This is a genomic window from Pantoea sp. RCC30.1, assembly GCF_058148845.1.
Genome location: NZ_JBXUHX010000025.1, coordinates 16,477 through 39,326 on the forward strand (window position 1 = coordinate 16,477; position 22,850 = coordinate 39,326).

Consider the following 22,850-nt stretch of genomic DNA (forward strand, 5'->3'; position numbering starts at 1 on the left):
TTATTTCACCGTCCAGCCCTGGTAGCTGCCGATATTATTACGATCGATCAGTTTCACCGGGATCAGCACCGGTTTGTCCGGTGCCGGTTTACCCTGCAGAATGTCATAGCCAATCTCGACCGCTTTGGCCGCCATGACCTGCGGGTCCTGGGCTGGTGTTGCGACAAACAGCGAATTTTTACGCTTCAGTGCCTCTTCCCCGTCTGGCGATCCATCGACGCCCACGATAAAGAACTCACTACGCTGCGCCTGTTTCGCCGCTAAATCGGCACCAATCGCTGTCGGGTCGTTGATGGCAAACACCGCATCAATTTTCGGGTTTGCCGAGAGCAGACCGGTCATGACTTCCAGTCCGCCTTCACGACTGCCTTTGGCGTTCTGGTTGGAGGAGAGCAACTTGATGTCCGGATGGGTTTTCAGCTCGTTCATACAGCCTTCAACACGGTTCTGCACGGCTGAGACTGGCGGTCCGTTGATGATCACCACGTTGCCTTTGTTCTTCAGGCGGTCAGAAATATATTTACAGGCCATCGCGCCCGCCTCGGTGTTATCGGAGGTGATGGTCGCATTCGCACCATCGGCTGCCACGTCGACCGCCACCACCACGATACCGGCGTCACGCGCACGCTTCACCGCCGGGGCGATCCCTTTAGAGTCGGCGGCGTTGAGGATAATCATGTCGACTTTCGCCGCAATAAAGTTATCAATCTGGCCGACCTGCTGACCGAGATCGTAGCCGCTGGAGACCAGCGTCACATTAACCTTATCGCCCGCCAGCTGGCGCGCCTTCATCTCAGCGCCTTTGGTGATCTGCACGAAGAAGGGGTTAGCCAGATCGCCGACCGTGACGCCGATAGATTTGAGTTCTTTTGCCTGAGCCAGGCCGGTGCTGAACAGCGTTGCCGCCAGCAGCCCGGTTACAATCGGATTAAAACGCATAGACCTTCTCCTGCTGTTTTCAAGGTGCCAACCGCTTAATGGCGTTTTATTGGTGGCGGAGGCGATATCCCGTCTCCGCCCTTTTAAGTCTCAACTCACATGATGACGGGTACGATATTTGTCGATCAGGACCGCGATGATGATCACCGCGCCCTTGATCACCAGCTGCCAGAAATAGGAGACACCCATCAGCGTCATACCGTTATTCAATGTGGCGATAATCAGTGCGCCAATCAGCGTGCCGGTGATGGTGCCGATGCCGCCGACAAAACTGGTGCCGCCGAGGATCACCGCTGCAATCGCATCCAGCTCATAGCCGACGCCGAGGTTGCCGTTAGCGCTGTAGAGTCGCGAGGCGCTCATCAGACCGGCCAGCCCCGACAGCAGACCGCTCATGCCGTAGACAAACAGCAGCACGACACCAACCTTGATCCCGGTAAGACGCGCAGCCTGAATATTGCCGCCGACCGCGTAGATATGAACGCCCAGCGTGGTGCGACGGAGGATGAACCAGCAGATAGCAATCACCGCAAAGGCAATCACAATCAGCCACGGCACCGGCCCGAGATAGCCGTTGCCGATCCACTCAAAGTTGATATCGGAGTTGATCACCGTGGTGCCGTTCGCCAGCAGATAAGCGGCTCCGCGCAGCGCGGTGTAGGTGCCGAGCGTGACGATAAAGGGGGGCAATCCGGCCCAGGCGACCAGGATGCCGTTAAACAGCCCCATCACCAGACCCGCGCCCAGCGCCATCGGAATGGTCAGGGAGGCGAGCATCGGATCCAGCGACGCCACCAGCGCCACTACCGCCGTGGTGCCCAGCATCGACCCCACTGACAGGTCGATACCGCCGGTAAGAATCACAAAGGTCATGCCCGCCGCCAGCACAATATTGATCGATGCCTGACGGGTGATGTTGAGCAGGTTTGCTTCAGTAAAGAAGTTCGGCGTGACGAAACCAAATACCGCCACGATCAGGATCAGAATCGGCAGGATACCCACCGTTTGCAGCAGATCGCCCATCAGGGCGCGTTTCAGCGTCGGCGCTTTGGTGCGGGCCAGTTGTGTCATGGTGGTCTCCTTAGATTTCGCCTGCTGACGCGCTGTGCGCACCGGTTGCCAGCGTCATAATATTTTCCTGACTGATGTGGCTGCCCTCCAGCTCACCGACGATGGTGCCTTCGTGCATCACGTAAACGCGGTCGCTCATCCCGACCACTTCCGGCAGTTCGCTGGAGATCATCAAAATCGCCACGCCCTGCCGCGCCATCTCCTGCATCATGCGGTAGATCTCGCTTTTAGCGCCGACATCGACGCCGCGCGTCGGCTCATCGAGAATCAGGATGCGCGGGCCAATCGCTACCCAGCGTGAGATCAGCAGCTTCTGCTGGTTGCCGCCCGACAGACCGCCCGCCCGGACCTGAGCGTGGGGAACACGAATATTGAGTGAGGCGATCGCCTCATTGGCGATGGTCTGCCCTTTGCGGCGGTTGAGCATGCCGTAACTGGCATCACGCTCCAGCGTCGCCATGACAATGTTCTCCTGCGCGGCCATCTCCAGAAACAGCCCCTGCTCTTTGCGGTTCTCGGTGAGGAAGCCGATACCGCGCGCAATCGCATCACGCGGTGAATGAATGGTGACCTTCTCACCGTCGATCCAGATCTCGCCCTCTTTCGGCTTGTGTACACCGAAGATCAGCTGCGCCAGTTCGCTGCGACCGGCTCCGACCAGACCGGCCAGGCCAACAATCTCTCCGGCTCGCACTTCCAGACTGCTGGGATGCACTTTGCCGCCGTCGGTCAGGTGATTCACCGCCAGCCGGATGTCGCCTGAAGGGATCCCGCGGTCTTTGTTAAACAGGTCGCTGAGCGGCCGTCCAACCATCATCCGCACCAGTTCGCTGGCGTTGAGCTGATCGCGTGTCAGGCTGCCCACATACTCGCCGTCACGCAGTACGCTGACGCGATCCGACAGCTCATAGACCTCCGCCATGCGATGGCTGATGTAGATGATCGCCATGCCTTCGCTGCGCAACCGTTTGATCAGCGCGAACAGCTGTTCGGTTTCGCGGTTGGAGAGCGCGGCGGTCGGCTCATCCATCACCAGAATCCGGCTGTTACGTTGCAGTGCGCGGGCGATCTCCACCTGCTGCTGCTCGGCGATGCTCAGACGGCTGACGAGGTCCCAGGCGCTGAACTGCGCGCCAAGCCGATCAATAACCCGCTGCGCCTCTTCGGCCATCTGCCGCCGCTTCACCAGCCCGCCTGGCGCGATTTCGCTGCCGAGAAAAATGTTCTCCGCCACCGTCAGGTTGGGTGCCAGGTTGATCTCCTGATAAATCAGGGTAATCCCGGCGGCCAGCGCCTCTTTCGGCCCTTTGAGGGCGTACGGCTTACCTTCAATTAAAATTTCCCCGCTGCTGGCGGTATAGGCACCGGCCAGAATCTTCATCAGTGTACTTTTACCCGCGCCGTTCTCTCCCATCAGCGCATGAACCTCACCGGGATAAACCGTGAGGTCAACGCCCTTCAGGGCATAAAAATTGCCGAAGCGCCGGGTAATTCCCCGCATTTCCAGTATCGGTGTGGCTGTCATCGCCTCGCTCCTGCGGACTGTGGATAGCCGCCAGTAAAGCAACGTCAGATAAACGGAAAATGTCAGTGGCCGTTCATATTTGTCATAAACGCCCGACATCGCGCTCCTATACTCGGCGCATCGTTGCAGTGATTAAGAGGTCGTGGGATGCAGCGCAGTTATCCGTGGCAGGCCGGGGCGCGTGGACGCCTGTTGATGTTCAATCTGCTGGTGGTGTCGGTCACGCTGATGGTAAGCGTGGTGGCGATCATCGGCTTTCGTCATGCCGGGGCAATTCAGGAGCAGGCGCAGGCGCAGACGCTGGCGGATATGAACGGCAGCCTGGCACTGGCGCGCGATACCGCCAATGTGGCGACGGCGGCCGTGCGGCTGTCACAGGTGGTCGGGGCGCTGGAGTATCAGAGCGAATCACAGCGGCTGCAACAGAATCAGCAGGCGTTGCAGCAGTCGCTGAGCCTGCTGGCCAGCGCGCCGCTGGCAGCCCGTCAGCCTGAGCGCATCGCCCGGATCCGCGCCCGCAGCCTGATGCTGGAACAGACGATTAACAGCCTGCTGCTGAACAGTCATCAGCGGCATCTGCAGCGCAACAACATGCTGAGCGACCTGTGGCAGGCGCAGATTCTGCTCAGTCACATCGACCAGCTGGTGCAGCGGGAACAGCGGACACTGCCGGATGCCGCATTGCGCGAGCAGACCGAACGGCTAATCACCATCGCCATCCGCACGCCCTCGCCCATCGCCGTCATTGAGCAGCTCCAGCAGGTGATGACGCAGTGGCGCACTGTGCCGCTGACCGGCGTCACCGGCGAGAACGTGCAGCGACTGCTGGCCACCCAGCAGCGCCTGCTGCCGCTGGCGGAGGCGCTGGAACAGAGCGACCTGGCGATCGCCTACGCCACCTACCGGGTTAAAGCGCTGGTGGCGATGCTGAACGACGATATCAATGCGTCGGTGCAGCAGGTCGCGCTGCAAAGTGAGGCGCGCACCCAGGCCACCCACCACGAACTCGACTCCATCATCGGCTTTATCGCCCTGTTTGTGCTGCTGGCGCTGGCGATCACCGGGTACGCCGGGATCTATATCTACCGCAATCTCGGGTCGAGCCTGACGGCCATTGCTGGCGCCATGACGCGGCTGGCGCAGGGCGAGCAAAACGTCAGCGTGCCGGGGCTGCAACGGCGTGACGAGCTTGGCGAACTGGCACGGGCCTTTAACGTCTTTGCCCGCAATACCGCCTCGCTGGCCCACACCTCGCGGCTGCTGAAAGAGAAGAGCAACCAGCTGGAGTCCACGTTCCTGGCGATGCGTGACGGCTTTGCCCTGTTCGATAACAGCGGACAGCTGGTAGTGTGGAATGCTCAGTATGCGGAGCTGCTCGGCATTGCGCCGCGTGAGCTGCATCGCGGCGTCCACTATCAGCAGCTGCTGGCACCGCTGGCAGTCGATCTGCACGATCCCGGTGAACAGCAGGAGATCCGGCTGGCCGATGGCCGCACGCTGGAACTGCGCTTCAGCCCGATTCCGCGGCGCGGCATGGTCAATACCGTTCTGGACCGGACCTCGCGTAAAACGCTTGAGGAGGCGCTGCAGCACAGCCAGAAGATGAAGGCGGTCGGTCAGCTGACCGGCGGACTGGCGCACGACTTCAACAACCTGCTGGCGGTCATTATCGGCAGTCTGGCGCTGACCGAAGGCCAGCTGATGCCCGGCCCTCTGGCCACCCGGATTGAACGGGCACGGCAGGCAGCCGATCGCGCCGCCCAGCTGACGCAGCGACTACTGGCTTTTTCACGCAAGCAGGCACTCTATCCGCGCGCGGTGTCAGTGGTGACGCTGGTGGATAACCTGCAGGGACTGCTGCAGCACTCGCTGCTACCTGGACAGCAGTTGATTATTGACGCACAGCGTCCCGGCTGGCCCGCCTGGATTGATGCCAGCCAGCTGGAGAACGCGCTGATGAATCTGGTGGTGAATGCGCGCGATGCAATGCATCAGCAAAGCGGCGAAATCCGGCTGCGCATCTGGAATCAGCGCCGCCTGGAAGGGGATGAAAAACGTGACCGGGTCACAATTGAGGTGATTGACCATGGCTGCGGCATGTCAGCTGAAGTGCGTGAGCAGGTTTTCGAGCCCTTTTTCACCACCAAAGCGACCGGCAGCGGCAGCGGACTGGGCCTGTCGATGGTTTACGGCTTTGTGCGTCAGTCAGGCGGTCAGATCGAACTGGAAACCGCGCCGGGCCAGGGCACCACAGTGCGGCTGCTGTTGCCACGCGCGCCGGAAGCCGCCGTCGCCGCACTGATCGCCCCGCCATCGCCTGCGCCCAATGAGGCGGACATTGAGGCGGCCAGTAACCGGCTGGTGCTGGTGCTGGATGATGAACCGGCGGTGCGCCAGACCCTGTGTGAGCATCTGCACCAGCTGGGTTATCTGACGCTGGAGTGTGGCGACGGTGAAGCGGCACTGGCGCTGTTGCGCCAGACACCGGATATCGACCTGCTGATCAGCGACCTGATGCTGCCCGGCGAGATTAACGGTGCGGAGGTGATCCGCCAGGCGCAGCAGAACTGGCCGCAGCTGGCGACGTTGCTCATCAGCGGTCAGGATCTGCGCCACCAGCCGGTAACGCTTCCGCTGTGCGAACGGCTGGCGAAACCCTGGCAGCAGGCACAGCTGGTGCAGGCGCTTCATCGCGCCTGGCAGCGCAGCGAACGGCTTAATCGCGCGCAGCAGGCTGCCACAACGGAACCGGTTTCCCACTGATGTAGCGCTTACGCAGGCGGCTGGAGATGACATCCATGACCATAACCACCACCACCAGAATCAGCGTCAGGAACATCACCACATCCCAGTTCCACAGGCGCATGTTCTCGGCGTAGACCAGGCCGACGCCGCCCGCACCGACAAAGCCCAGCACCGCTGCCGAGCGGGTATTGGACTCGATCTGGTAAAGGCTCAGAGCCAGAAACTGCGGGAATGACTGGGTGAAGATGCCGAACCGGTGTTTCTGCAGGCTGTTGGCTCCAACGGCACCCAGTCCGCGACCCGGAGAGCGCTCCACCGCTTCGTGCCCTTCGGCGTAAAGTTTGCCGAGCAGGCCAACATCCTGCAGGATAATCGCCAGCACCCCGGCCAGCGGCCCCATGCCCACCGCACGGACGAATATCAGCCCCCAGATCGCCATATCGATGCCGCGTAATAGATCGAACAGTCGCCGCATCAGAAACGCCAGCGGTTTGGCGGCGCGATCGTGCATCACATTGCGCGCCGCCAGAAACGACAGCGGCAGCGCCAGCAGCGAGGCGGTCAGCGTCCCGGCAAACACAATCCCCAGGGTGATCCCGACCTGCGAAAAATAGTAGCTAAACGGCCAGTTCACGAAATCATGCCAGACAAACATCCGCAGGAAATAGCGCCCCAACTGCTGGCAGCCCATCAGCAGGCGCGACCACTCCAGGCCAAATACCGAGAAGAAAAAGAGGTAATAGAGCAGCACCGCCAGCGTCATCAGCCCTATGCGACGCAGATAGCGCGGCTGCGCGGCGAACAGTTCACGATGCTGCTGCCTGAGCAGCGCGACATCAGGTACGTGGCTTATCATGTCCGATCTCCTGTCACACGGCGACGCAGCTGGCCGGATAGCGTATCCAGCAGCGACACCACAATCAGGATCAGCAGCAACGTGATACTGACCTGATCGTAGCGGTCCAGTTTGATATTGGTCATCAGCTCCTGGCCGATGCCGCCCGCACCGACCAGCCCAAGGATGGTTGAGGAGCGGAAGTTAATTTCCAGCCGCATAAAGCTGTAAGAGAGAAAGACCGGCTTAACCTGTGGCCAGAAAGCGAAGCGCATCCGCTGCAGTTTGCTGGCTCCGCAGGCGGCCAGGCCGCGTACCGGCTTATCTGACGCCGACTCAATCGCCTCGTAAAACAGCTTGGTCAGGCTGCCCACGGTGTGCAGCGCCAGCGCCAGAAAACCGGGGATTGCCCCGATGCCAAAGGCCATCACAAACATCACCGCCCACGCCAGCTCTGGCATGGTGCGCAGAAAAGCGACAAAGGCGCGAATCGTCATCCGCACGCTGACCGGCGTCTGGGTATTATCGGCAGCGAAAAAGGCCAGCACTGCCGCCAGGGCCACCGCGACCAGTGTCGAGGCCAGCGCCAGCTGCAGCGTTTCCCAGATCAGCGGCAGCTGGATTGGCAGGCGGTAGCCCCACCAGGCCAGCGAGCCTTCGGTCTTGCCGTCGGCAAACAACAGCGGCAGATGCAGCACCGGCAGGATTTCATGCAGATAGTCGAAGAAGTGCGGCAGCGACTGCCAGACGGTAAGCAGATTAAACTCTGCTACCCTGCCAGCCGCCAGATAGAGCGCCACCAGCAGCAGTGACCAGAGCAGCGTGTCACGTTTCTGCTGGCGGCGGATGCGTTGATAGTAGTGTTCGAATTCGGTCAAAGGGGGATCTCCGGCGCTAAAGCAGCGGGACGCAGGCGAGTTTGCCGCGTCCCGCTTTCCCCGCCTGAGCGGAGAAGGTAAGGAAGAGTCGGATTTAGCCGCGGCTGCCTTTCATCAGATCGCGCTTCATATCGATAATGCTCTGATAATCGGCGACCGTCGCCTGACCGATATGCTGCTCGCCGCCTACCGCTTTCACGAAGCAGGCGTGATCTTCCTTATCCAGCTTTTTAATTGCCGACACCACTTTCGCTTTGAAGTCAGCGGGCAGTTTATTGCTGACCAGCACCGGGCCGTTAGGGATCAGCGGTGACTGCCAGATGATGCGGATCTGCTTCATCAGGTCCGGATGGTCCATGCGGATCAGACGGCCAAACGCGCCAGAGGTGTAGCCGCTGTTGTAGTCACCGACCAGGGAGGTCCAGGTGACTGCGCCATCGAACTGGTTGTTCAGCACGCCCAGAATGTCCTGCTCATGGCCACCAGAGAAGGTGACGCTGGAGAAAGTGTTGTTATATTTGTCATCCACCGAGCCGCCGAACATCTTCTTAAACGCCTGGTTTGGCATCAGGAAGCCGGACGTCGAGTCGGGATCCGCCATACCGAATGATTTGCCTTTCAGGTCTTCCAGTTTTTTGTATGGGCTGTCCGCTTTGACGATGACGACAGAGTGATAGCCGCGTGACTGATCTTTGTCATCCACTACAATGCCGACCACATCCACCGCTTTCGGGTCCTGAATGTAGACCGACGCAAACGAGGCCGGTGACATGCTCAGCACCATATCGATCTTGCCGCCCAGCAGGCCCTGAATCACGCCGGAGTAGTCTGAGGCGTTGCGCATCTGGGTATCCACACCCAGCTCTTTATCAAAGAAGGTCTTCACACACTGATTATCGCCAATCTGCTGGGTGGCGTTCTGCCCGCCCAGAATCCCCAGATTAAGCTGTTTCGGCGCATCCGCTGCGCTGACACCAAACGCCATGACACTGGTCAGAAGTGCTAAAGAAGTCAGTTTCATTCGGAATTATTCTCTTGCTGTGGACGTTAATGGATTTGGTTAAGTTCATCACCGTACAGCTGGTGTAGCAGGCTGTCGGTGAGTCGGGAAGGATGTCCGTCAAACAGCACCACGCCGCGCTGGATGCCAATCACCCGGGTGCAGTAGCTTTTCACCAGCTCAATCGAGTGGAGGTTGACCATTACGCTGATGCCCTGCTCGCTGACCTGACGCAGCACATCCATGATGCGTTTGGTATTTTTAGGGTCCAGCGAGGCCACCGGCTCATCGGCCAGCAGGATTTTGGGGTTCTGCATCAGGGCGCGGCAGATCGCCACGCGCTGCATCTGTCCGCCAGAGAGGTTTTCCGCCCGCTGAAGCGCCTGCGGCAGCATGTTCATCCACTGCAGCAGTTCGATGGCGTGCGCACGGTCCTGGTCAGAGAAAATTTTAAAGAAGGACTTCAGCGTGCTGGTCTGGCTCAGACGGCCCAGCAGCACGTTGGTCAGTACGTCGAGGCGCGGCACCAGACAGAAGTCCTGAAAGATCATGCCGCACTGGCTTCGCCATTCGCGCAGCTGGCGACTGTTGAGCGTGACCACGTTACGATCCGCTTCGCCCTGATGCAGACTAATAATCGCGCCGGAGGTGGCGTTAATCGTGCCGTTGAGCATGTGCAGCAGCGTCGATTTACCCGCGCCAGAGCGGCCAATCACCGCCACCAGCTCACCGGCGTGCAGGTCGAAACTGACCTGATCCAGCACCTGCGTGTCGCCGTAGGCTTTGCTCAGTTTCTGCACCGACAACACTTTTTGTCCGCTGAGGCTGGCCGGTGGCAGATCGTTATCGACCACCGTTTTCAGAAGTGCCTGTGCCATGGTGTTCTCCGTCATCGCTGATTGCGTTCTGCCGGTTATTAAGGCGTGACGCGATGAACACGAGATGACAGCGAGATGATCAAACCGTGACAGGCCAGTGCGCGCCACACAGCAGTGTCTGGCCGTCACGGGCAGGCAGCACACCCTCCGGCAACGGGTTTTCAGCTAACCAGTTATCCATTTCATGACTGAGGTGGGTAAGCCACGTCTGACGCGGCTGGAGCATCTCTGCTATCGCCAGCGCCTGGGTCAGATCATTGTGATTGCCCGGCCCTTTGCGGGGCGGATCGTTACAGTCAATCACCAGTTGATCCAGCGGCTGGCCGCGCAGGAAGTCGGCGGTATCATGCGGCAGTCCGCAGGTGTCGCACAGCCAGGCGAACCGGGTGTCGTGCCAGTCAAACAGATAGCCGTGCGTCAGCTTCGAGTGCTGCAGCGGCAGCGGCGTAATCTGCAGTTCACCGAAGGCGTGCGCCACGAAGGGGGTTAAGGCGGGACGGAAATCGAGCAGGCCGGGATGTTTGTAGAGATCGTCACAGCCACGTGGATCGGGCGGTCCCCAGACCGGAATCGGTGCGCCCACTCCCCAGCGCAGCGCAAACAGGCCCTGCACATGATCCATGTGATAGTGGGTCAGCAGAATGCGCGTCAGCGTGCCGGGCGCAAAGCGTGCTGCCAGCAGCGGCAGACCGGCATCCAGCAGGATTCGCTCATGGCCGAACTCAATCAGCGCGCTGCAGGGCGCACGCGCATGGGCGCTGTTGCGCTGCGCCCGCTGACAGGCGCGACAGTCGCAGCCCGGCAGCGGTGCCGCAGTAACGCCGCCGGTACCCAGAAAAGTGAGTTTCATTGATGCGCCTCCAGTATCTGACGCAGCTGGCAGACAGTATCCGCCAGCGCGCCGTCGTTGTTGAGGATCAGGCAACCATCGGGCTGAGGCTGGGCGGCGCGCGCCAGCCGCCGGGCGATCTCCGCCTCATCTTCCCGTCCGCGCTGACGCAGCCGCGCCGCCAGCACGGCGGGCGACACCTGCAGACAGACCGGCAGCAACTGCGATCCGAAACGAGCCTGCGCCTGGGCCAGATGCAGCCGTGAACCGTTCACCACCACATTTTGTCCGCGCAGCAGCCACTGCTCCGTCTCACAGCCAATACCATAGCGGAAACCATGCGCCTCCCAGCTCACTGCAAACAGACCCAGCGTGGCGCGGCGCGCAAACTCCGCCTCGGTCAGCGACACATGGTTCTCACCGCCCGCATCGGCGGCGCGGGTGATGTAGCGATGGGCGATCAACAGCCGTGGCGGCGGTGACGCCCGCAGCGCATCCAGCAGGCTATCCTTGCCTGAGCCGGAGGGACCGGTGAGCCAGATCAGCCACGCCATCAGTACACCTGCCGGCCTTTGCTCCAGACGTGCCGCACGTGCGGGTAGCCATGTGCGGTGTGCGCCAGCACCAGGTCAGCGCGGCAGCCTTCGGCGATGACGCCGCGATCGAACAGCCCTAACGCGCGGGCCGGATTACAGGTCACCAGCGCGATGGCCTGCGCCATGCCCAGGCTGTTGCGCTCGTCATCCGCCAGCCGGAACGCCGCATCCAGCAGGCTGGCCGGGTAGTAATCAGACGACAGAATATTCAGCAGGCCGTGTGACGCCAGTTCCCAGGCAGCGACGTTGCCAGAGTGTGAGCCGCCGCGCACAATGTTGGGCGCGCCCATTAGCACCTGCATGTTGCGATAGCGTGAGGCACGCGCTGCCTCCAGCGTGGTCGGAAACTCCGCGATGCGACTGCCTGCCGCATGGGACTCTTCCACGTGCGCCGCCGTGGCGTCATCGTGGCTGGCAATGGCAATGCCATGTTCCCGGCACAGTCCGGCAATCGCCTGACGATTGGGCTGCGACCACTCTGCCGCAAGGGTGAGCTGGTCATGCTCGAACTGATCCATCTCGGCGTCATTGAGCTGATATTTACCCTGATAATATTCGCGATATTTCGTCAGCGACGCGTACTGGCGCTGTCCCGGCGAATGGTCCATCAGCGACACCAGCGCCAGCTCTGGCGTGCCCATCAGTGCTTCAAACAGCGGCGCGGTGGTGGGATGCGGCAGTTCACAACGCAGATGCAACAGATGCTCGGCCCGGTTGAGCCCTTTGCGGTTGCTGTCGCGGATGGCGTCGATCATCTTGCTGAGGTTATCCAGCCGGTGCCCGCCATCGCGCACATCGCCGACGCCAATCGCGTCCAGCACCGTCGTAATGCCGCTGGAGACCATCAGCGCATCGTGGCTGCTCATCGCGGAGTGTGCGGGCCAGTCCACTTTCGGTCGTGGCGTGAAAAATTTGTCGAGGTTATCGGTGTGCAGCTCCACCAGCCCCGGCAGCAGCCAGGCACCTTCGCCATCCAGCGCACCCGGCTGCTGGCTGGTGGTTTCGCTGAAGCTGCTGATGCGCTCATCGCGAAACTCCAGCGATCCGGTTACCACTTCGTTTTCCAGCACCAGTCTGACGTTATTGATGATCATGCCTGCGCTCCTGTCTCGATCGGGTGCATCAGGTGCAGCCGGTCGGCTACCCGCTCGCGCACCGCCCGATCGTGAAAAATACCGACGATGGCGGCACCACGGGCACGCGCCTGTTCAATTAAGCTCACTACCGCCTCGCTGTTGACGTTGTCGAGCGAGGCGGTGGGTTCATCCAGCAGCAGCACCGGATAGTCGGCGATAAAGCCACGTGCGATATTCACGCGCTGCTGCTCACCGCCGGAAAACGTAGACGGAGCCAGCGACCAGAGACGCTGCGGCACATTCAGCCGGGTCAGCAGTTCGGCGGCCCGCGCTTCGCAGAATTCGCGATCGACGCCGCGCTCCAGCAGCGGCTGCATCACAATCTCCAGCGTCGGCACGCGCGGGATCACCCTCAGAAACTGGCTGACCCACCCCAGCGTGTCGCGACGCAGGGCAATAATCTGCCGGGCGGCGGCCTGCGCCATGTCGATCCACTCGCCCTGATGTGCAACGCGGATGTGGCCGCTGTCGGGCTGATAGTTGCCGTAAAGCGCACGCAGCAGCGTGGATTTGCCACTGCCGGAGTGACCGTGCAGCACCACGCATTCGCCCTCGCCTACCGTCAGGCTGGCATTGTGCAGCACGGGCAGCGCCGTGCCGTTCTGATTGTGCAGCACAAAGGTTTTACACAGATTCTCGACCCGCAGGCGCGGAGTGATAGTCGTCATTTAATTGAGCACCGAAGAGACCAGCAGTTGAGTGTAAGGATGATGAGGATCGTCCAGCACACGGTCAGTCAGACCGCTCTCCACCACCCGCCCCTGTTTCATCACCAGCAGGCGATGCGCCAGCAGTCGCGCCACGCCGAGATCGTGGGTGACAATCACCACTGCCAGATTCAGCTCGCGCACCAGCGTTCGCAGCAGATCCAGCAGTCGCGCCTGCACCGAAACATCCAGCCCGCCGGTCGGCTCATCCATAAACATCAGCTGCGGCTGCGTTACCAGGTTGCGGGCAATCTGCAGACGCTGCTGCATCCCGCCGGAAAAGGTGGTCGGCAGATCGTCGATGCGCCCGGTATCAATCTCTACCGCCTGCAGCCAGCGGCTCGCCTCAGCGCGGATGTCGCCATAATGGCGCTGGCCGGTCGCCATCAGTCTTTCACCGATGTTGCCACCCGCGCTGACCTGCGAACGCAGTCCGTCCATCGGATGCTGATGCACCACGCCCCACTCGGTGCGCAGCAGGCGACGGCGGTCGCTTTCACTCATCTGCCAGAGGTCACGGTTCTGATAGAGAATGCTGCCCTGCTGCGGCGCCAGACGCGCCGACAGGCTCTGCAGCAGCGTGGTTTTACCGGAGCCGGACTCGCCGACAATGCCCAGCACTTCACCGGGATAGAGATCGAAACTGACCTGCTCAAACCCTTTGCCCGGCGCATAAAGATGGGTGAGCTGGTTCACCGCAAGCAGCGGCTGTTCACTGTGCATGTTGCTGTTCCTGCTGCTGATGGCAAAAGTCGGTGTCGGAGCAGACAAACATCCGCGTTCCCTGATCGTCCATCACCACCTCATCGAGGTAGCTGTGGCGCGAGCCGCATAACGCGCAGGGTTCATCCCACTGCTGTACGGTGAAGGGGTGATCATCGAAGTCGAGGCTCTCCACGCGGGTGTAAGGCGGTAAGGCGTAGATGCGCTTTTCACGCCCGGCCCCAAACAGCTGCAGCGCGGGCATCATGTGCATCTTCGGGTTGTCGAATTTGGGGATGGGCGACGGATCCATCACGTAGCGGTCGTTGACCCGGACCGGATAGGCGTAAGTGGTGGCGATATGGCCATAGCGGGCGATATCTTCATACAGCTTCACCTGCATGATGCCGTACTCTTCCAGCGCATGCATGGTCCGGGTCTCGGTTTCGCGCGGCTCGATAAAACGCAGCGGCTCCGGGATCGGCACCTGGAAAATCAGGATCTGATCCTCTTCCAGCGGCGTTTCCGGGATGCGGTGGCGGGTCTGAATCAGCGTGGCATCGGCGGTGCGCTCGGTGGTCGCAGCATTGCTGACCCGCTTAAAAAACTGGCGGATCGACACCGCATTGGTGGTGTCATCTGCGCCCTGATCGATCACCTTGAGCACATCCTGATCGCCAATCACGCTGGCGGTAATCTGAATGCCGCCGGTGCCCCAGCCGTAGGGCATTGGCATCTCGCGTCCGGCGAACGGCACCTGATAGCCGGGGATCGCCACCGCTTTAAGGATGGCGCGACGAATGGTGCGTTTGGTCTGCTCGTCGAGATAGCCGTTGTTATAGCCGGTGAGTTCAGCCATGGTTGCGCTCCTGATAATCGTGCTGCAGCTGTTTCAGCAGCGCCAGCTCGGCCTGAAAATCGACGTAGTGCGGCAGCTTAAGGTGCGAGACAAAGCCCGCGGCTTCGACGTTGTCGGCGTGCGACAGCACAAACTCTTCGTCCTGCGCCGGGCTGGTTACGCGCTCATTCTGCTCGCGGCTTTGCAGCGCCCGATCCACCAGCGCCATCGCCATCGCCTTGCGTTCGGCACGGCCAAACACCAACCCGTAGCCTCGGGTAAACTGCGGCGCGGCGTCATCACTGTGAGCGACGCCGTTGACCATTTCACATTCGGTCAGCAGCAGTTCCCCAATCTCCAGCTCAAAACCCAGTTCTTCGGGACAGATGCTGACGCTGAGATAGCCGGTGCGGATCTCACCGGCAAAGGGGTGGGTGCGGCCATAGCCGCGCTGGGTCGAGTAGCCGAGCGCCAGCAGAAAACCTTCGTCACCGCGCACCAGCTGTTGCAGGCGCGCGGCGCGTGAGGCGGGAAAACTCATCGGCTCACGGGTGATATCAACCGGCTCGCTGCCGTCATCACTCTCGGCGGTGGCCAGCCCTTCCTCGCTCATCATGCTGAACATGTGCGGACACTGGTCTGGCACCGGGCGATCGTCACGCGGCGCAGCAGGCGTTTCGCCATTGGCCAGCAGGGTAAAGTCGAGCAGACGGTGGCTGTAGTCATAGGTAGGCCCCAGCACCTGGCCGCCCGGCAGATCTTTATAGACCGCAGAGATGCGGCGTTCGATGCGCATCGAACCGGTCGCCAGCGGCGTGCTCTGCGCCAGGCGTGGCAGCGTGGTGCGATAGGCGCGCAGCAGAAAGATCGCCTCGACCAGATCGCCGCTGGCCTGCTTGATCGCCAGCGCCGCCAGTTCCGGATCGTATATCCCGCCCTCAGTCATCACCCGATCCACCGCCAGCCCCAGCTGTTGCGCCACCTGGTCGCAGCCGAGTTCGGCTATTGTCCTGTCGCCGCGTCGCAGATCGGCCTGCAGCTGATGGGCATTCGAGATGGCTTTTTCGCCCCCTTTCACCGCGACATACATCAGCACACCTCCACAACGGTGGTGCGCGGCACGGCCATGATCGTTTCGCCACAGGTGAAGATAAGATCTACGCCTTGCGGGAAGGGATGCGGACGAGTGCGCAGATATTCCAGTACGCTTTCCGGCAGCTGTGGCGCAATGGCGCGGGTTTCCCGCAGACCAGGGCCGGAGAGACGCAGAGTCAGGCCGCCATTCAGCGACGGCACTTCGATGATCAACGTGGTGCTTTTTTCCGGCGACATATTGTCACCCGCCGCGAACTGCGTCGGATCGGGCTGCGCTGCCGCATGGCTCAGGGCAAAAGGCGCATCCTGCTGCGTGGTGATTGGCGCACCGGTATGAAAGCGCAGATTGTTGCGCAGCTGTTCATTGTCGATTTGCGCATCCAGCCAGACCGGACTTTCCTGATCGACCAGCGTCAGCAGCAATGCTGTGGCCGCCGGTGACAGTGCGCCCCAGCCCTGCTGCAGCGGCAGCGAGACCATCACGCCCGGCTCGCTCATCGCTTTCAGAATGCGGCGAAACGCGCGCTGTGCATCCGCGACCGGATGGTTAAAACTTGCCAGTAAAGTCATCAGTTATCTCCGCGAACCAGCGTAAAGAAATCTACTTTGCTGCTGGCGATTTCACGGGCGCGCAGCTGTTGCTGCTCCTCGCGCCACGCCGCCAGCGGGGTAATAATCTTCTCTTCCAGCAGTGGCCGGGTTTCCGGCTGCTGCAACAGCGCATCCAGCAGAGCGCAGCGCTCCGCATGGGCTTTGTCGCGCCCCAGCAAATAGCTGTAACCCAGGGTGCCGTCCCCCAGCTGCACCACCGCGCGTGTCACCGTGGCATCACCCATTACAAAGCGTTTGCCTGTGGCCCCCATCCGCGCCTGTAGCCGCGTCAGGCCGATCTCTGCCGGACGGATCAGGGTAAAAGCGGGCTGGAGGTTAAGCGCCTGCCAGTGCGTCTCAAGCAAGGCGGCGCTGCTGTGCGCCAGCACCGAGAGCCAGCGCTGGCGATCCGTTTGCTGTTCCATTAGTGCTCCAGAGTCAGTTCGATCATGTCGCCGCGCGTCAGGCTGACGGAGTATTCTGCCACCGCGCCATCACGGGTTTTGTTCAGCGTCCGTACGCAGAGCAGCGGCGAATGCAGGGCGATATCCAGCTGCCGACACTCCTTCGCCTGCGCCCGGCGGGTGCTGATACGCGTCTGGGTGCGCACCAGCTGTTTGCCGGTGTGGTCCACTAAGAAGTCGTGCAGCGATCCGCTGTTAAATTGCTGAAGCTGTGGCCACCAGCTGAGGTCGGCGAGAAAATGGTTGATCAGGCAGAGCGGCACGCCGTTGGCGCGACGCAGGGTGCGCAGATGAATGACGTTGTCGCCCTCCTTGACGCCCAGCGCAGTGGCGACGTCGTTGCTGGCCGGACGCAGCACTGCCAGCAGCCGTTCGCTGGTCGGGTGACTGCCCTGCTCCAGCAGGTTCTGGCTGAATCGCGCCTGAGCATGCAGCGGATAGTCATAAGGGCGCATCAAAACCAGGATGCCAACGCCGTGACGGCGCTGCAGCAGCCCTTTGTGCACCAGCTCATCCACCGCCCGACGCAGCGTGTGGCGATTCACCTCATAGTGATCGGCCAGCTGTTGCTCGGAAGGAAGATAGTCGCCGCAGCGGTAGCGCTCTTTCAGCGCCTGCTCCAGTTGTGCGGCAACAGCCTGATAGACAGTGGTCGGATGTCTGGATAACTCCATCACGATGAAATCCTCACGGGTTACTGAGTGGGAACGCAGTGATAAGACGCTGCGGGATGGTGTTAGCCTGAGGGAAGCAGATGACAGAACCGTGACGGGGGGGTGAAGGAGAGGTGAATGTGGGATGAGTCAGGGGGTCACATTAAGCCGGCGTGCATTGGGCCTGTGCGTAAAGGACCGGGTGCATGGTGTACACTGGAACGAATACCGCACGTTAAGGAGAGACTATGTACGGACCGGATCCGGCTAATTCCCATCCAATGGAAGGCTTCCCACAAGTTTGTTTTATCAAAAACACGGTGAAAAACCCCAACATCATCATCGGTGATTTTACTTATTATGATGACCCCGAAGACTCAGAAAACTTCGAGCGCAACGTCCTTTATCATTTCCCCTTCATTGGTGACAAACTCATCATTGGCAAATTTTGCGCTATCGCAAAAGGCGTTCAGTTCATTATGAACGGGGCTAACCATAGCATGGCGGGTTTATCCACTTTTCCGTTTTACATCTTCGGAAACGGCTGGGAAGCAGGCCAGCCTCAGGCCGGCGACATGCCCTATAAAGGCGATACGGTAATTGGTAATGACGTATGGATGGGTTATCAGGCGCTGATTATGCCAGGCATTAAAATCGGCAACGGCGCGATCATCTCGTCACGCTCTGTCGTGACGTCGGATGTCCCGGCTTATACGATAGTGGGTGGCAATCCGGCCAGGTTTATCAGGCGGCGTTTCAGCGATGAAATCATATCGACACTCGAGAAGTTGGCCTGGTGGGACTGGCCGGTTGAAAAAATCACCCGACACCTGCCAGCAATTATCGCTGCGGATGTTAAAGCATTGCCAGATGACTAGCCGGTCAGAATCATCAGCGTTCGCTGCTTGCAAAGGGTGACACTTAGCCATAATGCGTTCGAATCATTTTGCGCACACGGATATGAAAACGCGTCTGCTTACCGCTGGCGCGCGGGTTAAATCAGGAGTCGTTATGCTCTTCATTTTTAGTGGCCTTCCGGGTTGCGGAAAAAGCACCATCGCTAAAATGTTATCTGAAAAATTAAAAGCGGTGTATTTACGCGTCGATACGGTCGAACAGGCTCTGCGTAATGGAACAGCGGCTTCAAAAGACATTGGCCCTGAAGGCTATTTCGTCCTTTATGCGCTGGCGCGGGACAATCTCAGACTGGGATCGCCTGTTGTTACTGACTCGGTGAATGATCTTAACCTGGTGCGTGATCATTTTCGTGATATCGCACTCTCATCAGGTGTTCCCTTCCTGGAAATTGAAATCCTCTGTTCGGATCCGGAACAGCATCGTGCGCGAGTTGAGAACAGAATCTCAGATATCCCCGGTTTAAAAGTGCCTGACTGGCAGGCCGTCGTGGATCGTGTTTATGAACCGTGGGACAGAAAACATCTGCAACTGGATACCGCAGAATTATCGCCTGCTGCGTGCGTGGATGAGATTCTCAGAGTGAGCTTTTAGTACTGAGTGACTTTAGCCCGCACAATTGGCGGCAATGAACGTTTTGAAAAAACGCGGAGTCTATTTCCCCGCCATCTCATAGCGTAGCGTTTCGATCAGTCCGGTAACAAAAACGCAGCTATTTGCCGGTTAACTTCGTCCAGAAGTTCAAAGCGACGTCGATATTCTGACCTTTTTTTGCTGGCAACCTCCTCAGGACGTTTACGGCTACTCTTCAGAGGAAGCTGATAACAGCCATCAGGGGTTCGAACTCCCCCTACGATTTCCCACAAAGAATCATAGTCAGCGTGCATATGTTTTTTCCGGTTGGTATATCGTAGAGAGTGATAAACGTGGGAAGTGTTAGCGACGGCATAGACGTTTTCAATGCCTAAAAGTTGTGCCAGTCGTAATAAGGCCTCCAGCACTATCCGCTTCGGAAACAAACCGTGAAAACTTTTTGTCGCCTGTTGGATTCTGTTCTGAGCGTCCGCAGTGTTGGGTCCCTGTAACCCGCCAATAAAAAGTGCATTTTCATTAACACGCCGACACAAGGTAAACGTGATTTCCGACAGCATCTGTCCGGCGGTATCACTCAGAATAAGGGTGGCTTCGCCCTCACGGTCCAGTTTATGTGTAGAGAGGAACCTGAGAACATAGGGCTGATTATCTTTACCGACAAGCGTGGCGAGGGTGATGCCCGAAGCGCTAAGGTGAGTGTTAAACAGTCTGCTACCCAAAAGTTCAGGAAGTCTTTGATAGTGATGAACCAGGGCAGCCAACCTCTCACTGCGGCTCATCTTATTATTGAGATAGGGACGATGGATACGACAGGGAAGTCTTGGCTGAGTCAGAAGCATCCTTTCATATGCAGGATGCTGTGTAAGCATCTTCAAAAGACGGTAAGTCAGCACAGGCATAATAAGGCCGCGCAAAAAAAACTTTCTTCTGAAGCGGGCAGACATCCAGAATTCGTGGGGTATTAAAACACCGCGCGAAAGCGAGAGATAAAGGCCCAGGGGCGTCAGAGGAATGTTGTTGCTGAACCTGTCATGTATAATCTGCGTCATCGTTGAACCTTTAAAATTTATAGGGCAATTTTTTCTGAACGCTTTGCACAGATAAAATAAAACCGGAGAGATCACCCTTCTACTTTCATGATTGCAGTGACTCTCTGCTGATGAGAGCGTTAAGGACTATGCATGACATTAATCAATGTTGTGTCAATTGATCATCAATGAACCATCAAGAGCAGGAAATAACACCACAAATATTACCATTACCATTACCTCATCAATTCATATTCAAATGTCTTTTATTATTCTGATATCAACAAACCCCTTTCCTTGATAAAAAATTGATAATTGGTTGCTATAAAGTCTGTACCTGTTGTTGATTTAGATAGATAGCATGCTAAGAAAATTAAAAAGAACACTTTACGGCTGGGTTATATCGGATGAAGATACCTACCGTTACTGTTACAGTAAGTTTGGCGGGAGCGTGAATATGCACCCTGATGTCATCAATTTTGCGGGGAGCAGAAAAAAAGATAAGGTTGCGTACTTCCATACCGTAAAAAATGGCCAAATCATTGGCGCCTACCCTTTGCTCAATGATAAAGAGATCGGTATTAATGCCTGGAAAAGATTCCCTCTTTCTTACGATGAGGTCATGTTGCCGCTCTCTCCTGCATGTAAAGTAGCGCTTCCGGATCACTCCAACCGAATTTCCCCACAACAAAGGGATAATTTTTTTAATGTTAACTTTACGGTTGCCAGAAAAAATAAAATTTGCATAGTGAGAGATAAGTTTTCGGCTAAAAATGAAAAAAACAGGAGGAATGAATATAATCGTTTTCTCAGAGCCGGAGGAAAATGTGTAGACCAGGCATGCTTTACTGATGAAGAAATTGCCAGCTTTTATATTACCCTATTTAAAGCCCGATTCAGGGAAACGGTACGTTGTTATGACGCCAGGGACATGACAGATATCATCCATCATCTGCGACACATGATCTTTGGACACGTGCTCTTCATGAATGATGAACCCTGCGCTATAGATCTTATCTTTTATGCTGAAAGTGACCATTTTATCTATTTTGACGTGCCAAATGGCGGGGTAGATACGCGCTTCTCCTCTCTGAGTCCCGGTAGTGTACTGATGTGGAAAAATATTCATGCGGCGCGGGAGTTTTGCGAAAAGAAAAATAAGGCGATGAGGCTGTCAATTGGCGCAATGGATGAACGCTGGAATTACAAACTAAGATGGGCTGATGCTGTCGCAACCGGTAAACCCTTTATCTGAAACCTGTCCTGCAGGATGCCTTTACGCCTATCCCGACTGCAGTCATGAGGCAGATTCAGGCCCCCTGCACTGGACAGCCTGGCGTTTAAACGTCAGCATGCTGAGTAAAGAGCGAAACGGCAGCCGTCATGGTGATGCCACACTATACCGAATCTGCATTCCGCTCTTTTTCGTTGCAGAAAAATGCCTAATTCACCTCTGACCGGCCAGGCGATTCCCTCTCTATATTGGTCAGTGACGCCCTCACCTGCGGCAGGCTTTCCGGGTAATTCTGCTGAATAAACTCAATCATCTTTTCCCGGACGTAGCAGCGCAAATCAAAGGCTATCGGGGAGTTCTGCGCGGTCATCAGCATCCTGATGGTCATGGTTTTCTCGGTGGTGTCAGTCACCTGAAGCACAGACGTTTCCTGATCCCAGAGCCTGGTTTCACTCAGCACCTTTTCAAAATGCTTGCGCAGCGGCTCCAGCGGCATGGAGTAATCCACGTAGAGAAAGACCGAGCCCAAAATCTGAGCATTATTGCGCGTCCAGTTCTGAAACGGATTTTCGGTAAAGTAGGTGATCGGCAACACCAGCCGACGCAGATCCCAGATGCGAACCACTACATAGGTCAGGTTGATCTCCTCAATCCAGCCCCACTCCTTTTCCACCACGACCGCATCATCAATTTTTATGGGCTGCGTGAAAGCGATCTGAATACCGGCAAACAGATTGACCAGCGACTTCTGCAGGGCAAAACCAATAATGATACCGGCGACACCGGCACCCGCCAGAATGGTGGTGCCGAATTTCCGGACGCCGGGGAAACTCAACAGAATCAGAGAAACACAGAACAGAACCAGGATAACAATAACCACTTTTTTGACATAAATAATCTGCGTGCGGATTTTACGCGCACGAAGGTTATTGGAAATATTGATGTCATAGCGGATATACAGCATATCCTGCGCCACGTTGGTCAGCCGGATTAAGACCGAGCAAAATGACATAATAATAAAGACATTGATGATATTAGTGATTAAAGAGAGAGATTCAGGGTGGAAATCGATGTAGTTAATACCGACATTGATCATTAATAACGGCACGAAGAAGAACATGGAGCCGCTAAGATGCTTCTCAAGGGATTTGAACAGCTTTCTGTCGCGAATCTGCCAGTAGCGGATGAACCGGAGCAGGATAAGGCGGGCCAGGAATCCCAGCACAAATGAGAGCGAGACGAGTAATACAACAGGCACCCATGACGGGAAACCAGATAACTCACCGAATAACAATGGCATTATTTTCCCTTATAGTAAGCTGACAACCTCAGGCTGTCAGATAAGTGACAAACTCAGTAACCGTTGTCTTCACGGCTATCCGTTCGTAACACAATCAGCGCACATGAGTATGAACCATAGCGGCGGAGTTAACAGAAAATGCGCGGTGACGCGGCCACAGAGGCTTTCGCGCGCCAGCCTTACGGCTACTCATAACGGTGCAGAATATCGGCCCTAATGCCACCGTCCAGCCTGCCAACATCATTAAAATATCTGATACAAAACGTTCATTTTTCCGCTCCCCATTTTTTTGCCTTC

The 22,850-nt window shown here is 57.9% G+C and carries 23 protein-coding genes; 4 read left to right on the forward strand and 19 right to left on the reverse strand.

From position 1 onward, the window contains the following. From AC2LB6_RS18625 to AC2LB6_RS18635, 3 genes are all read right to left on the reverse strand, one after another. Positions 1-939, reverse strand: a complete 939-nt coding sequence (locus tag AC2LB6_RS18625) for an ABC transporter substrate-binding protein (RefSeq protein WP_090959892.1) — start codon at positions 937-939, stop codon at positions 1-3. A 90-nt stretch (positions 940-1,029) separates the two neighbouring features. Then, the gene (locus AC2LB6_RS18630) at positions 1,030-2,010 is read right to left on the reverse strand and encodes an ABC transporter permease subunit (protein ID WP_008926895.1); all 981 of its coding nucleotides are present in this window, start codon (positions 2,008-2,010) and stop codon (positions 1,030-1,032) included. A gap of 10 nt (positions 2,011-2,020) precedes the next feature. Further along, a complete protein-coding gene (locus tag AC2LB6_RS18635; protein ID WP_090959890.1) occupies positions 2,021-3,535 on the reverse strand; it encodes a sugar ABC transporter ATP-binding protein in 1,515 nt (504 codons plus the stop codon). A 147-nt stretch (positions 3,536-3,682) separates the two neighbouring features. On the opposite strand from AC2LB6_RS18635, the gene AC2LB6_RS18640 reads away from it, so the two are divergent. Beyond that, positions 3,683-6,298, forward strand: a complete 2,616-nt coding sequence (locus tag AC2LB6_RS18640; protein WP_490094627.1) for an ATP-binding protein — start codon at positions 3,683-3,685, stop codon at positions 6,296-6,298. Here AC2LB6_RS18640 and phnE (AC2LB6_RS18645) read toward each other — a convergent pair. From phnE (AC2LB6_RS18645) to phnF, 14 genes are all read right to left on the reverse strand, one after another. Then, positions 6,252-7,136 carry a phosphonate ABC transporter, permease protein PhnE gene (gene phnE / locus AC2LB6_RS18645; RefSeq protein ID WP_490094628.1) on the reverse strand — a complete coding sequence of 295 codons (885 nt, stop codon included), beginning with the start codon at positions 7,134-7,136 and terminating at the stop codon, positions 6,252-6,254. The genes AC2LB6_RS18640 and phnE (AC2LB6_RS18645) overlap by 47 nt on opposite strands. After that, the gene (gene phnE, locus AC2LB6_RS18650; RefSeq protein WP_099257518.1) at positions 7,133-7,993 is read right to left on the reverse strand and encodes a phosphonate ABC transporter, permease protein PhnE; all 861 of its coding nucleotides are present in this window, start codon (positions 7,991-7,993) and stop codon (positions 7,133-7,135) included. The genes phnE (AC2LB6_RS18645) and phnE (AC2LB6_RS18650) overlap by 4 nt, the downstream gene beginning before the upstream one ends. A gap of 94 nt (positions 7,994-8,087) precedes the next feature. Beyond that, on the reverse strand, positions 8,088-9,014 hold the full coding sequence (phnD, locus tag AC2LB6_RS18655) for a phosphonate ABC transporter substrate-binding protein (protein WP_033758247.1): 927 nt from the start codon (positions 9,012-9,014) through the stop codon (positions 8,088-8,090). Positions 9,015-9,040: 26 nt separating this feature from the next. Beyond that, positions 9,041-9,871 (reverse strand): phosphonate ABC transporter ATP-binding protein, encoded by an 831-nt coding sequence (gene phnC / locus AC2LB6_RS18660; RefSeq protein WP_003852452.1) that lies wholly within the window; start codon positions 9,869-9,871, stop codon positions 9,041-9,043. 79 nt (positions 9,872-9,950) lie between these two features. Beyond that, positions 9,951-10,721 (reverse strand): phosphonate metabolism protein PhnP, encoded by a 771-nt coding sequence (gene phnP, locus AC2LB6_RS18665; RefSeq protein ID WP_490094629.1) that lies wholly within the window; start codon positions 10,719-10,721, stop codon positions 9,951-9,953. Continuing rightward, positions 10,718-11,254 carry a ribose 1,5-bisphosphokinase gene (gene phnN / locus AC2LB6_RS18670; RefSeq protein ID WP_490094630.1) on the reverse strand — a complete coding sequence of 179 codons (537 nt, stop codon included), beginning with the start codon at positions 11,252-11,254 and terminating at the stop codon, positions 10,718-10,720. Before phnN ends, phnP begins: the two co-directional genes overlap by 4 nt. Further along, positions 11,254-12,390 carry an alpha-D-ribose 1-methylphosphonate 5-triphosphate diphosphatase gene (gene phnM / locus AC2LB6_RS18675; protein ID WP_490094631.1) on the reverse strand — a complete coding sequence of 379 codons (1,137 nt, stop codon included), beginning with the start codon at positions 12,388-12,390 and terminating at the stop codon, positions 11,254-11,256. The genes phnN and phnM overlap by 1 nt, the downstream gene beginning before the upstream one ends. After that, the gene (gene phnL / locus AC2LB6_RS18680) at positions 12,387-13,100 is read right to left on the reverse strand and encodes a phosphonate C-P lyase system protein PhnL (RefSeq protein ID WP_490094632.1); all 714 of its coding nucleotides are present in this window, start codon (positions 13,098-13,100) and stop codon (positions 12,387-12,389) included. Before phnL ends, phnM begins: the two co-directional genes overlap by 4 nt. Then, the gene (phnK, locus tag AC2LB6_RS18685) at positions 13,101-13,862 is read right to left on the reverse strand and encodes a phosphonate C-P lyase system protein PhnK (protein ID WP_490094633.1); all 762 of its coding nucleotides are present in this window, start codon (positions 13,860-13,862) and stop codon (positions 13,101-13,103) included. Continuing rightward, a complete protein-coding gene (locus tag AC2LB6_RS18690; protein ID WP_010247794.1) occupies positions 13,852-14,700 on the reverse strand; it encodes an alpha-D-ribose 1-methylphosphonate 5-phosphate C-P-lyase PhnJ in 849 nt (282 codons plus the stop codon). Before AC2LB6_RS18690 ends, phnK begins: the two co-directional genes overlap by 11 nt. Further along, on the reverse strand, positions 14,693-15,769 hold the full coding sequence (locus AC2LB6_RS18695) for a carbon-phosphorus lyase complex subunit (RefSeq protein WP_490094634.1): 1,077 nt from the start codon (positions 15,767-15,769) through the stop codon (positions 14,693-14,695). The genes AC2LB6_RS18690 and AC2LB6_RS18695 overlap by 8 nt, the downstream gene beginning before the upstream one ends. Further along, a complete protein-coding gene (phnH, locus tag AC2LB6_RS18700; RefSeq protein ID WP_490094635.1) occupies positions 15,769-16,344 on the reverse strand; it encodes a phosphonate C-P lyase system protein PhnH in 576 nt (191 codons plus the stop codon). The genes AC2LB6_RS18695 and phnH overlap by 1 nt, the downstream gene beginning before the upstream one ends. Then, positions 16,344-16,790 (reverse strand): phosphonate C-P lyase system protein PhnG, encoded by a 447-nt coding sequence (gene phnG / locus AC2LB6_RS18705; RefSeq protein ID WP_490094636.1) that lies wholly within the window; start codon positions 16,788-16,790, stop codon positions 16,344-16,346. Before phnG ends, phnH begins: the two co-directional genes overlap by 1 nt. Further along, positions 16,790-17,503, reverse strand: coding sequence for a phosphonate metabolism transcriptional regulator PhnF (gene phnF / locus AC2LB6_RS18710; RefSeq protein ID WP_490094661.1), 714 nt, complete (start codon positions 17,501-17,503; stop codon positions 16,790-16,792). The genes phnG and phnF overlap by 1 nt, the downstream gene beginning before the upstream one ends. 227 nt (positions 17,504-17,730) lie before the next feature. Between phnF and AC2LB6_RS18715 the strand changes: the two genes are divergently transcribed. Then, entirely contained in the window at positions 17,731-18,360 is a 630-nt protein-coding gene (locus AC2LB6_RS18715; RefSeq protein ID WP_490094637.1) for a Vat family streptogramin A O-acetyltransferase, read from the forward strand. A gap of 133 nt (positions 18,361-18,493) precedes the next feature. Beyond that, positions 18,494-18,991, forward strand: coding sequence for a P-loop nucleotide/nucleoside kinase family protein (locus tag AC2LB6_RS18720; protein WP_490094638.1), 498 nt, complete (start codon positions 18,494-18,496; stop codon positions 18,989-18,991). A gap of 95 nt (positions 18,992-19,086) precedes the next feature. Here AC2LB6_RS18720 and AC2LB6_RS18725 read toward each other — a convergent pair whose 3' ends face one another. Further along, positions 19,087-20,040 carry a VirK/YbjX family protein gene (locus AC2LB6_RS18725; protein ID WP_490094639.1) on the reverse strand — a complete coding sequence of 318 codons (954 nt, stop codon included), beginning with the start codon at positions 20,038-20,040 and terminating at the stop codon, positions 19,087-19,089. 436 nt (positions 20,041-20,476) lie between these two features. On the opposite strand from AC2LB6_RS18725, the gene AC2LB6_RS18730 reads away from it, so the two are divergent. After that, a complete protein-coding gene (locus tag AC2LB6_RS18730; RefSeq protein ID WP_490094640.1) occupies positions 20,477-21,274 on the forward strand; it encodes a GNAT family N-acetyltransferase in 798 nt (265 codons plus the stop codon). 187 nt (positions 21,275-21,461) lie between these two features. On the opposite strand, the gene AC2LB6_RS18735 is transcribed toward AC2LB6_RS18730, so the two are convergent. After that, positions 21,462-22,553 (reverse strand): mechanosensitive ion channel family protein, encoded by a 1,092-nt coding sequence (locus tag AC2LB6_RS18735; RefSeq protein ID WP_490094641.1) that lies wholly within the window; start codon positions 22,551-22,553, stop codon positions 21,462-21,464. Positions 22,554-22,850: the final 297 nt, after the last annotated feature.